Annotated in this window: 10 protein-coding genes; 4 read left to right on the plus strand and 6 right to left on the minus strand. The window is 27.3% G+C overall.

Annotated elements, in window-relative coordinates:
- Positions 1 to 51 precede the first annotated feature (51 nt).
- The 4 genes from RJT32_RS01030 to lpdA all read left to right on the plus strand — a co-directional run bounded on the left by RJT32_RS01030 (position 52) and on the right by lpdA (position 6,628).
- The gene (locus RJT32_RS01030; RefSeq protein WP_343154433.1) at positions 52 to 1,101 is read left to right on the plus strand and encodes a GMP reductase; all 1,050 of its coding nucleotides are present in this window, start codon (positions 52 to 54) and stop codon (positions 1,099 to 1,101) included.
- 214 nt (positions 1,102 to 1,315) lie between these two features.
- Complete coding sequence (gene aceE, locus RJT32_RS01035) at positions 1,316 to 3,979, plus strand: pyruvate dehydrogenase (acetyl-transferring), homodimeric type (RefSeq protein WP_343154434.1); 2,664 nt, start codon at positions 1,316 to 1,318, stop codon at positions 3,977 to 3,979.
- Between the two features lie 13 nt (positions 3,980 to 3,992).
- Positions 3,993 to 5,153 carry a 2-oxo acid dehydrogenase subunit E2 gene (locus tag RJT32_RS01040; RefSeq protein WP_343154435.1) on the plus strand — a complete coding sequence of 387 codons (1,161 nt, stop codon included), beginning with the start codon at positions 3,993 to 3,995 and terminating at the stop codon, positions 5,151 to 5,153.
- A 50-nt stretch (positions 5,154 to 5,203) separates the two neighbouring features.
- Complete coding sequence (gene lpdA / locus RJT32_RS01045; RefSeq protein ID WP_343154436.1) at positions 5,204 to 6,628, plus strand: dihydrolipoyl dehydrogenase; 1,425 nt, start codon at positions 5,204 to 5,206, stop codon at positions 6,626 to 6,628.
- A 133-nt stretch (positions 6,629 to 6,761) separates the two neighbouring features.
- On the opposite strand, the gene speD is transcribed toward lpdA, so the two are convergent.
- From speD to ftsA, 6 genes are all read right to left on the minus strand, one after another.
- Positions 6,762 to 7,562, minus strand: a complete 801-nt coding sequence (speD, locus tag RJT32_RS01050) for an adenosylmethionine decarboxylase (RefSeq protein ID WP_343154523.1) — start codon at positions 7,560 to 7,562, stop codon at positions 6,762 to 6,764.
- Between the two features lie 25 nt (positions 7,563 to 7,587).
- Positions 7,588 to 8,448, minus strand: a complete 861-nt coding sequence (speE, locus tag RJT32_RS01055) for a polyamine aminopropyltransferase (protein WP_343154437.1) — start codon at positions 8,446 to 8,448, stop codon at positions 7,588 to 7,590.
- A gap of 210 nt (positions 8,449 to 8,658) precedes the next feature.
- A complete protein-coding gene (locus RJT32_RS01060; protein WP_343154524.1) occupies positions 8,659 to 9,369 on the minus strand; it encodes a 5'-methylthioadenosine/adenosylhomocysteine nucleosidase in 711 nt (236 codons plus the stop codon).
- Between the two features lie 26 nt (positions 9,370 to 9,395).
- Positions 9,396 to 9,740 carry an iron-sulfur cluster insertion protein ErpA gene (erpA, locus tag RJT32_RS01065; protein ID WP_343154438.1) on the minus strand — a complete coding sequence of 115 codons (345 nt, stop codon included), beginning with the start codon at positions 9,738 to 9,740 and terminating at the stop codon, positions 9,396 to 9,398.
- Between the two features lie 222 nt (positions 9,741 to 9,962).
- Positions 9,963 to 11,135: a cell division protein FtsZ gene (gene ftsZ, locus RJT32_RS01070; protein WP_343154439.1), complete on the minus strand. Its 1,173-nt coding sequence runs from the start codon at positions 11,133 to 11,135 to the stop codon at positions 9,963 to 9,965.
- 49 nt (positions 11,136 to 11,184) lie between these two features.
- Complete coding sequence (ftsA, locus tag RJT32_RS01075) at positions 11,185 to 12,441, minus strand: cell division protein FtsA (protein ID WP_343154440.1); 1,257 nt, start codon at positions 12,439 to 12,441, stop codon at positions 11,185 to 11,187.
- Between the last annotated feature and the right edge of the window lie 89 nt (positions 12,442 to 12,530).

Raw genomic sequence — 12,530 nt, forward strand, 5'->3', positions numbered from 1 at the left:
TTTTATATATTAAAGAAAAGATATCTATATTATTTACAGGGTATTAATTTTATGCGTATTGAAGAAGATATCAAATTAGGTTTCAAAGATGTTTTGATTAAACCTAAAAGATCTACTTTAAAAAGCCGTTCTGAAGTTGATCTTATTCGTTTTTTTACTTTTAAGTATTCTGACTACAAATGGTCTGGAATTCCTATAATTGCTGCAAATATGGATACTATTGGAACATTTTCAATGGCTGTATCTTTGTCACATTTTAACATTTTAACTGCAATACATAAATATTATTCTTTAGATGAATGGAAAAAATTTGTTAATGTATCTGAAGAGAAAGTATTAAAACATATTATTGTATCTATTGGAACATCTGATTTAGATTTTTTAAAAATTCAAAAAATTTTATCATTATCTTCTAGTTTAAAGTGTATTTGTATTGATGTTGCTAATGGGTATTCCGAATATTTTGTTTCTTTTTTAAAAAAAATAAGAAATATTTTCCCTAATAAAATTATTTGTGCTGGAAATGTTGTTACTGGAGAAATGGTTGAAGAGTTAATCTTATCCGGAGCTGATATAGTTAAAGTCGGAATTGGACCGGGTTCAGTCTGTACTACACGAGTTAAAACAGGAGTGGGATATCCTCAACTTTCAGCCATTATAGAGTGTGCTGATGCTGCACATGGATTAAATGGACACATTATCAGTGACGGGGGTTGTATCGTTTCCGGAGATATAGCAAAAGCTTTTGGGGGGGGAGCAGATTTTGTTATGTTAGGAGGTATGTTATCAGGTCACTATGAATGTTCAGGAGAAGTTATCAAAGAAAATTTAAAAAAATTTATGCTTTTTTATGGTATGAGCTCCACTTCTGCAATGAAGCGTTATACCGGAAAAATCAGAGGGTATCGTGCTTCGGAAGGTAAGACGGTGAAAATACCTTTTCGAGGTAATGTTGATATAACTATGCGTGATATTTTAGGGGGTCTAAGATCTTCTTGTACTTATGTAGGAGCTCAAAAATTAAAAGAATTAACGAAAAGAACTACATTTATAAGAGTTAATGAACAAGAAAATTGTGTTTTTGATAATTTTAAATATTAAGATAAATTATACTAATATATTATATAAAAAATATAAAAATAATAAAATCAATAAAATTAATTATTTTATAGTTAGTTTTATTGATTTTTTTTGGAAATAAAAAATTAATTATTGTATAAAAAATAAAAATTATATTTTAAAGTAGAAATAAATATAATGTTTTTAATTTTATTTAAATTTTATCATTTAAAATAATATATAAGGAACTTATACCATGTCAGAAAGTTTATATGATGACGTGGACCCAATTGAAACTAATGATTGGGTGCAATCAATTGAATCTGTTATTCAAACAGACGGTCTGGAAAGAGCTCGGTTTTTAATTGAAAAAGTTTTAAAGCAAGCTAAATTAAATAAATCAGATTTTTTTAAATATTTTTTTACAAGCGATTATATCAATACAATTAATGTAGAAGATGAAGTAGAATATCCTGGAAATTTAATTTTAGAGAAAAAAATCCGATCTGCTATTCGATGGAATGCTATGATAATGGTGTTACGTGCATCAAAAAAAAACTTAGAATTAGGAGGTCATTTATCTTCTTTTCAATCATCTGCAACCATATATGAAGTTTGTTTTAATCATTTCTTTCGAGCTCGAAGTAATTATGATGGAGGTGACTTAGTTTATTTTCAAGGCCATATTTCTCCTGGTATTTATGCTAGAGCATTTTTAGAAGGTCGTTTGTCTGAAAAACAAATTGATAATTTCAGACAAGAAGTTGATGGTCAAGGTTTATCTTCTTATCCGCATCCTAAATTAATGCCTAATTTTTGGCAATTTCCGACGGTATCTATGGGATTAGGCCCTCTTTTTTCTATTTATCAAGCGAAATTTTTAAAATATCTTCAAAATCGCGAGTTAAAAAATACTTCAAGACAAACAGTATATGCTTTTTTAGGTGACGGGGAAATGGATGAACCAGAATCTAAAGGAGCTATTTCTATTGCAGTTCGAGAGAAATTAGATAATTTAATTTTTATAATAAATTGCAACTTACAAAGATTAGATGGTCCGGTTATAGGAAACGGTAAAATTGTAAATGAATTAGAAAGTTTTTTTTATGGAGCAGGATGGAAAGTAATAAAAGTAATATGGGGGGGGAAATGGGACGATTTATTAAAAAAAGATAAAACTGGAAAGTTAGTTCAATTAATGAATGAAACAGTAGATGGTGATTATCAAACATTTAAATCAAAAGATGGAGCTTATGTTAGAAAATATTTTTTTGGAAAATATAAAGAAACATTAGAATTAGTTAAAGATATGACAGATGAAGAAATATGGAATTTAAATCGAGGAGGACATGATCCTAAAAAAATGTTTAATGCAATAATTCAGGCAAAAAAAACAAAGGAAAAACCTACAGTTATTTTAGCTCATACTATAAAGGGTTATGGTATGGGTGTGATTGCAGAAGGTAAAAATATTGCTCATCAAATAAAAAAAATAAATATCAATGGGATGATATATATTAGAGATCGATTTAAAATTCCTTTATCCAATGAAGAGGTTGAAAAATTATCTTATATTAAATTTGAAAAAAATTCTAAAGAATATTTTTATATGCATAATCAAAGAAAAAAATTAGGTGGTTATCTTCCATTTCGTTTATCTAAATTTACAAAAAAATTAAACCTTCCAAGTTTAATAGATTTTCAATCATTATTAGAAGCGCAGCCTAAACATATTTCTACTACTATTGCTTTCATTCGAGTTTTAAATTTAATTTTTAAAAATGATTCTATTAAAAATTTAATTGTACCGATCATTGCTGATGAAGCACGTACTTTTGGAATGGAAGGTTTATTTAGAAAAATTGGGATTTATAGTCCTAATGGACAAAATTATATTCCTCAAGATCGTGAACAATTAGCATATTATAAAGAAGAAAAAAAGGGACAAATATTACAAGAAGGAATTAATGAATTAGGAGCTGCATCATCTTGGCTTGCTGCAGCTACTTCTTATAGTACAAATAATTTTCCTATGATCCCGTTTTATATATATTATTCTATTTTTGGTTTTCAACGTATTGGTGATCTTTTTTGGGCGGCAGGAGATCAGCAAGCAAGAGGTTTTTTGATTGGTGGAACATCTGGTAGAACTACTTTAAATGGAGAAGGTTTACAACACGAGGATGGTCATAGTCATATACAGTCTTTGACTATTCCTAATTGCATTTCTTATGACCCTGCTTTTGCTTATGAAGTTGCGGTAATTATACAAGATGGATTAAGAAGAATGTACGGTCCTACTCAAGAAAATATATATTATTATATTACTACAATTAATGAAAATTATTATATGCCAGCCATGCCAAAAGGTGTTGAAAAAGGGATTTGCAAGGGAATTTATAAATTAAAAACAGTATATTCTACTGGATATAAAATACAATTAATAGGTTCTGGAGCTATTTTACGTTGCATATGCGAAGCTGCTGAAATTTTAGCTAATGATTATTCTATAACTACTGATATTTACAGTGTAACTTCTTTTACAGAATTAGCTAGAGATGGTGAAGAATGTGAAAGATGGAATATGTTACATCCAAATCAAACAAAAAAAGTTGCTTATATAAAAAAGATTATGAATTCATCTCCTACTGTTGCTGCAACTGATTATATGAAATTATTTGCGGAGCAAGTTCGACATTATATCCCTTCAAAAGAGTATTATGTGTTAGGTACAGATGGTTTTGGACGATCAGATAGTCGCGAAAAATTACGTGATCACTTTGAGGTTAGCTCAAATTATATTGTATTAGCTGCATTAAGTTTATTAGTAAAATTAAATAATATAAAACCACAGGTAATGGAAGATGCAATTATTAAATTTAATATCAATGCAGATAAAATTAATCCACGTTTAGCTTAAGGGGTATAATAAAGTGCATATTGAAGTTAAAATGCCTGATGTTGGTTTAGATCAAGTAGAAGTAATAGAAATATTGGTTAAATTAAATGAGGAAATACAAATAGAACAAGGATTAATCACTGTAGAAGGTGAAAAATCTTCTATGGAAATCCCTTCTCCTATATCTGGAATCGTAAAAAAGATTAATGTAAAAGTTGGGGATAAATTAACTACTGATTCTATTATAATGATTTTTAAGACTAGTAATATTGATTCTCAAAATTTAAATAAAACAGATATTATTCCTAAATCTGAAAAATCAACTATTCATATTGAAAAAGACGTAGTTCATGCAACACCATCAGTACGACGATTAGCACGTGAATTAAAGATTAATTTAAATAATGTTTCGGGTTCTGGTCGAAAAAATCGAATTTTAAGAAACGATGTTGAACTATGTAAAACAAGTCTTTTAAACAATTCAGATAAATTAAAAATAGAGCCATTTCCCATAAATATGTTACAAAGAACTGTTGGTAAAAATTTATATAATAATTGGATCAATATACCTCATGTAACTCAGTTTGATGAGGTTAATATCACTGCATTAGAAGATTTTCGAAAAAGTTATAATAATACAGAGTATAAAAAAGATACGAATTATAAAAATGTTACTATATTAGTTTTTGTTATAAAAGCAGTATCACATGCATTGTTAAAATTTCCAATTTTTAATAGTTCTTTATCCATAGATAAAAAAACAATTCTTTTTAAAAAATACGTTAATATTGGTGTTGCTGTAGATGTTGAAAATGGTTTATTTGTTCCAGTATTAAAAAACGTTAATAAAAAAAACATTATGAATTTATCAATCGAATTAATATCACTTTCCGATAAAGCACGTAAAAATCAGCTAGATAAATTAGATATGAAAGATGGTTGTTTTACGATTTCAAATTTAGGAAGTATTGGGGGTTATTGGTTTACACCAATCATCAATTCTCCAGAAGTTGCAATTCTTGGAATTTCAAAAGCAGTTATTAAACCAATATGGAACGGTATAAAATTTATTCCATCCTTGATATTGCCTTTATCTTTATCTTATGATCATCGAGTGATTAATGGAGCGGAAGCAGCTCGTTTTATTTCTTTTCTTAAAAAATTATTATCTGACATACGTTTTTTAGTTATGTAATTTTATATTAATTAATATTTTTTATAAAATTGATTATTAAAGAGGTTTATATGCGTCAAAATATTGAAGCAGAAGTATTAATTTTAGGATCTGGACCTGCTGGTTATTCTGCAGCTTTTCGATGTGCTGATTTAGGTTTGGATACGGTTTTAATTGAACGTTATAGTAAATTAGGTGGTGTGTGCTTAAATGTAGGATGTATTCCTTCAAAAGCTTTACTACACATAGCAAAAGTAATAAAACAGGCAAACGATTTATCTGAAGTAGGTATTTTTTTTAATAAACCTTCTATTGATCTTAAGAAAGTGCAAATTTGGAAAACAAGTATTGTTAATAAGCTTACTCATAGTTTATTTAATCTCAGTAAAAAAAGAAATATCAGATTTATTGAAGGCACAGCTTATTTTGAAAGTGATCACAATGTTATTGTAGAAAATTGTAAGAATGAATTTAATATTTCTTTTAAAAATGCTGTTATTGCTACTGGTTCTAGTTCCATTCAAATACCTTCATTTCCTATAGAAGATAGTAGAATATGGGATTCTTCAGATGCTTTAGAAATAAAAAATATTCCTGATCGTTTTTTAATAGTAGGTGGTGGAATTATTGGTTTAGAAATGGCAACAATTTATAGTGCATTAGGCTCAATTGTTGATATAGTAGATCGTTTTAATGTTTTTCTTCCATCAGTTGATTCAGATATTTCCAAAGTATATATGAAGTCAATTAACAAAAAATTTAATGTTTTTTTAAATACTCATATTACATCCTTAGAAGCGAAAGACGATGGTTTGATTGTTTCTATGGCTGGTGAAAATATAAAAAATAATGTTTGTTATAATAACGTATTAGTAGCGATAGGAAGAAGCCCTAATACTAAAAATTTAGGATTAGATCAAATTGGCATAAAATTAAATAAATCGGGATTTATTGAAATAAACAATCAGTTAAGAACTAATATCTCTAATATTTACGCTATTGGTGATGTAACAGGTTTTCCTATGTTAGCGCATAAAGCTATTCATGAATCACATATTGTTGCAGAGGTAATTTCTGGAAAAAATCATTACTTTGAACCTAAAGTAATTCCTTCAGTCGCTTATACTGATCCTGAAATTGCTTGGGTTGGTTTGAATGAAAAAGATGCTATTAAATCTAAAATTGATTACGAAACTTCAATTATTCCTTGGAATGTATCTGGAAGAGCCCATGCTTCGAATTGCACGGTAGGCATGACAAAATTAATTTTTAATAAAAAAAATAATCAAGTGATCGGTGGAGCTATAGTAGGTGAGAATGCTGGTGAGTTAATCAATGAAGTGACTCTTGCAATTGAAATGGGTTGTGATGCAGAAGATCTCTCCCTTACTATCCATGCTCACCCTACGTTAAGCGAATCAATTTGCTTAGCCTCAGAAATTTTTCAAGGTACGGCAACAGATTTATTAAATGCAAAAAAAAGTACTGTTGTATAAAATTTAATCTAATTCTTTTAGAACAAGAAAAGATTATAGAAATTATATTTCTATAATCTTTTCTTGTTCTAAAAGAATTAGATTAAATCTTTATTTCAAATATGCATAAAATTATATTAATTTCATATTAAATCTAAATTGAAATATTTTTACCATGATATATCTCTCTCATTTCTTTCCATAATAAATTCACAATATAAGAACGTTCTTTTTTTGATAAATCTTTTACACTGGTATTAAATAAATAATTTTGTAAATGAAATTCTCGTAATAACATTCTAGTATGAAAGATGTTTTCTTGATGTACATTTACATCAAGCATTTCATACATAGATTTAATATTATTAGACATAAAGTTTTGGATAGAATTGATTTTATGATCAATAAAATGTTTTATCCCATTTATATCCCGGGTGAATCCTCTTACACGATATTCAATTGTAACAATATCTGATTCTAGTTGATTGATAAGGTAATTTAGCGCGTTAAGCGGAGATATTATTCCACAAGTTGAAACTTCAATATCTGCTCTAAAGGTACAAATCCCACTTTGAGGATGGCTTTCTGGATATGTATGAACGCAAATATGACTTTTATCTAGATGAGCTAAAACAGAAGATGAAATAATATTATTATTTTTTTTCTCAATATTTAATGTATCTGAAGTTATTGGTTCTTCACATACTAATATAGTCACACTAGCGCCTTGAGGCTCATAATCTTGATGAAATATATTTAACACATTAGCACCAATAATTGAACATGTTTTTTTTAATATTTTTGTCAATCGGATAGCATTATATTGTTCATCAATATATGCGATATAGCTATTTCTTGAATTATTAGTATTTGCATAACAAATATCATAGATACAAAAACTTAGGCTTTTAGTCAAATTATTAAAGCCGTATAATTTTAGTTTTTGCAATTTAATTACTCTCCCTCCTATAATAGGATTTTTAACTTTTATTTAATGCATTAATAATATATTGAGGTAAATAAAAACTGCCTATATGTATTCGAGGATTATAATAGTTAAAAGATAATTTTGATTTCTTTATACGAGATTTTAATTTTTTCAAATTATTTAACCGAAATTCTATATTATCTGATCCCCATGCAAACATCATTGTTCCTCCGTAATAAGTAGGAATGGATGCTTGGTAAAAATTGGCATCAAAAAAATATTTTTTTAAATTTTCATAAGTTAAAATAATTTCTTTTGTTTGAAAAAAAGAAACTCCATTTTGTGCTACAAAAATTCCATTTTTTTTGAGTTTCTTTTTGCAATTTAAATAAAAATCTGAAATAAATAAATTTTTTCCAGGTCCTACAGGATCTGTAGAATCAGATATAATTAAATCAAATTTTTTATCTGTTTGTTTTATGAAATTTAATCCGTCGTTAATAATTAATTCTAAACGAGGATCTTCATATGCGTTGTTGCTGTGATCGGGAAAATATTTTTTACATAAATTAACAATATTAATATCAATTTCTACCATCGTAATATTATCAATATTTTTATGCTTACATACTTCTCTTAATATACCTCCATCACCTCCACCTATGATCAATACATCTTTTATTAGACCATGAGAAAATATGGGTACATGACTTAGCATTTCATGATATATAAATTCATCTTTTTCTGTAGTTTGCACAATATCATCTATAGTCATTACTTTTCCCATAACTACATTATCAAATATTTTAATATCGTGATATTTATTTTTTTCTTGATATAATATTTTATCAATTAAAAAATATTGTCCAAGATGACAATGAAGTTGTTCATGCCATATTTTTTTATTAGTCATGGTATTTTTTTTTGCCTTTAATATATTAGTAATAAATTATTTAATAATTGATTGTAAGTGCAGTGAAATAATAGAGTTTATTTTTAGACTTTTTAAAAGAAGGAAAATGATGTTTTATAAAACATTTTATATGATATATAATAATTTAATATTTAAAAAAACATTTTAATTTACTAAAGATTATCAAAAATATTATGAGAATGCTATTATTTATTCGATAGATTTACAAAATTTTGCATTTTCTAGTATTAATTTAGCTAAATTAGAAGATTGTAGTGATGCGATAAATATATTTTTTTTAAAATTTAATGCGGCTTGTTTATTAGATAAATCAGATATTGATTTAATAATAATTAATGGAGTATGAAATTGATAACATACTTGTGCTATTGCTGCAGACTCCATTTCTACCGCAATTGCAGAAGAAAATTGAAATTTTACTTTATTAATTAAATCATCTCCACTAACGAATGAATCTCCTGTAACAAGTAATCCTGTAACAAATTTAAATCTAAATTTGATAGCAGTTTCTTTAAGAATATTATATAATTTTTTATTTATATTAAATCTTATTGGATAATTTGGTATTTGACCTATACAATAACCGAATTGTGTTAAATTTACGTCATAGTAACATAATTGATTAGGAATAATAATATCTCCTATTTTTAGTTTATCGTGCAACCCTCCTGCTGAACCTATATTAATTATAATATTAGGTTTGAAAAAATGGATAAGCAGCATAGAAGCAATGCTAGCTGATACTTTACCAATACCTGATTTGATTAAAAAAATGTTGTTTTTTTGTAGTTTTCCTATATAAATTTGAAATTTTCCAATAATTTTTATTTTTTTATAATTGATGATTTTTTTAAATACTTTTATTTCTTGATCTATGGCACCAATAACTCCAATATTTATATTCATATTAATTTATTTCAACTATTTTAAATATTAAATGATGACCCGCATCCACATGTATTTTTTGCATTTGGATTATTAACAATAAACTTTGATCCTTCTAAATTTTCTATATAATCTATTTCTCCACCATTTAAATATTGTAAACTTATAGGATCAATAATTAAAAAAACATCTTTTTTATCAATTAATATATCGTTTTTATTTACATTTTCATCAAAATTAAATTGATATTGAAACCCACTACATCCTCCTCCAATAATATATATTCTTAACTTTAAGTTTTTATTTTTTTTAATTAGAATAAGATTTTGTATTTTTTTAATGGCATTTTTTGTTATTTTAATATGATTATTAATAATATTTTTCACTGTAAATTATTCTCAAAATATTTAGGTATTTTAAATATGATATCTTATCATAAAACAAATAATTTGAAGAAATGAATGTAGATTAGTTATTAATATTTTTTATGTCCTTGCGCCGATAGATTATTTTTTTTATTGGCGCAGGTTTAATTATACAACAATAGAAGTTAATATAACTGGTTTATATCTTAATGAATTAAAATTTCTATTTTGTTTTGAGTAAATTTAATCAGATCTTTTCCGAAGAAATGCAGGGATATCTAAATACTCTGGTTCTTTGCGTTTTGGGTTTTCTGTTTCTTTAATTTCGTTTTTTGTATGTACATCATTTTTTATATGTTTTTTATCTAGTGTGGAAGATGACATATTTAAATACTGATAACGATAATCTAACAGTGTTTCTTTAGAAGATTTATTTTTAATTTGATTAACGTCTGAGTATTTTTCCATACCAATTCCGGTTGCAACGACTGTGACTCGCAGTGTATCATTCATATCTGGATCTAAAGAGGTTCCTATTACAACTGTCGCATTATCTGACGCAAAAGATCTAATAGTATTTCCTACAGTTTCAAATTCATCTAACTTTAAGTCAAAACCAGCCGTAATATTAACTAATACACCTCGTGCTCCTGATAAATCTATATCTTCTAGTAAGGGACTAGATATTGCTATTTCTGCAGCTTCTTCTGCGCGATTTTCCCCAGAAGATATTCCTGTTCCCATCATGGCATATCCCATTTCTAACATGACAGTTCGAACATCAGCGAAGTCTACATTCATAAGACCGGGTCTTGTAATTAATTCAGCAATACCTTGAACTGCTCCTTTTAAAACATTATTTGCCGCACCAAAAGCATCTAATAAAGATATACCCCGACTAAGTACTTTCAGTAATTTATCATTTGGTATTGTAATTAAAGAATCTACATATTTTGATAGTTCGACCACTCCTTGATCAGCGATAATCATTCTTTTTTTACCTTCAAAATTAAAAGGTTTAGTTACTACAGCAACAGTTAAAATCCCTAGTTCTTTTGCTATTTCTGCGACAACTGGAGCCGCCCCAGTTCCTGTTCCACCTCCCATGCCGGCTGCTATAAAAACCATATCTGAACCGTCTAACGCTGACTTTAGTAATTCTTTATCTTCTTCTGCTGAATTTCGTCCAATTTCTGGGTTTGCACCAGCACCTAATCCTTTAGTAATATTATTTCCTATTTGGATAGTCTGTCCCACTTCTATCTTTCTCAAAGCTTGGGCGTCAGTATTAATGGCAAAAAATTCAACGCCTTCAATACGTTCTCTTACCATATATTCTACCGCATTTCCACCGCCTCCACCAACACCGACTACTTTAATTATTGCATTATTACTTAATTCTACAGGTTCAAACATAATTTAATTCCATTATCTATCTTGAATTTTAGAGATGTTTAAGATTGATTTAAAATTCTCTTTTAAACCAATTATTAATTTGTTTAAACCATTTTTCAATAAAAGAACTTTCTTTTTTTATATTTTCAGATTCCAAGTAAAATTCTTTTCCATAGTGTAATAATCCCACTACTGTTGAATAATTTGGTTCAGTTATATTTTCTATTAATCCTGATATATTTATAGGTTTAGCAATTCGAATTTTATTTTGAAAAATTTTTTCTGCATATTTATGCATTAATGAAATGTTTGAAGCACCTCCTGTTAATACTATACCACTTGATAATTGATATTTCTTTCCTTCTTTATAAAGTTTATTTTGTATATAAAGAATTCTATTATTAATCAACGTTAATAGCTCACTGTATCTGGATTCAATAACGTCTGATATTGTATCTGATTGTAAATTTTTAAATAAATTTTGATGTTTTTCAGATAACTCAATATTACTTTGAGAATCTTTGGGTGCTTTTAATAAAGAGTTATAATTAATTTTGATGATTTCTGAATCAGAATAGGATGTTCTAAAAGCGTATGAAATATCTTTAGTTACAATATTTCCCGCATATGGAATAACTTGACTATCTTCTATAAATCCGTCGATATAAGTGGTAAAATCTATTGTTCCACCTCCCATATCAATCATACAAACACCTAATTTGCATTCTTCCTCGGTTAACACTGCTTTACTAGATGCAAGACCGGAAAAAATTACTTGGTCAACTTTAATATTACATTTTTCTACTGCTTTAATAATATTTTTAGCTATGTTTTGATGGCATGTAATTAAATGCACTCTTACTTGCATTCTCGTTCCTGATAAACCTATTGGATTTTTTATCCCGGATTGTTGATCAATTGAATATTCTTGCGGAATAACATGTAGTATGTGATGTTCATTAAGAATTTTAACTGATTTGGCAGTATGTATTACATTTTCTATATCTTCTTTGGTAACTTCGTCTTCAGAAATGGGTACTATTCCAATTTCGTTTTGACAATCAATATATTTGCTAGACAAGGATAAATATACAGAAGTAATATTACAATTAGCCATAATTTCAGCTTTATAAACAGATTCTTTTATACACGACACAACTGCATCTAAATTATTGATTCTTCCTTTTTCTATTCCTTTTGATTTACATATTCCACTTCCAATTATTTTTATTGTACTATCTATTAAAATTTCACCTACCAAAGTAACTACTTTATTAGTTCCTACTTCTAGTCCGACTACCAATTTTTTATTTGTTGATATAATCATTATTTCTTAGCCTGTACTATATTTTTCAATTATTACTTGTATTATAAATCAGGATTTCTGATATTTTATATTATAGTTATTTGATATCA

It is taken from the genome of Buchnera aphidicola (Aphis aurantii), from assembly GCF_039388985.1.
GTDB classification, from domain to species: domain Bacteria; phylum Pseudomonadota; class Gammaproteobacteria; order Enterobacterales; family Enterobacteriaceae; genus Buchnera; species Buchnera aphidicola_BL.

Coding starts and splice junctions, on each gene's coding strand:
- RJT32_RS01030 (WP_343154433.1), top strand. CDS start 52: ATGCGTATTGAAGAAGATATCAAATTAGGTTTCAAAGATGTTTTGATT.
- aceE (WP_343154434.1), top strand. CDS start 1,316: ATGTCAGAAAGTTTATATGATGACGTGGACCCAATTGAAACTAATGAT.
- lpdA (WP_343154436.1), top strand. CDS start 5,204: ATGCGTCAAAATATTGAAGCAGAAGTATTAATTTTAGGATCTGGACCT.
- speE (WP_343154437.1), bottom strand. CDS start 8,448: ATGACTAATAAAAAAATATGGCATGAACAACTTCATTGTCATCTTGGA.
- ftsZ (WP_343154439.1), bottom strand. CDS start 11,135: ATGTTTGAACCTGTAGAATTAAGTAATAATGCAATAATTAAAGTAGTC.
- ftsA (WP_343154440.1), bottom strand. CDS start 12,441: ATGATTATATCAACAAATAAAAAATTGGTAGTCGGACTAGAAGTAGGA.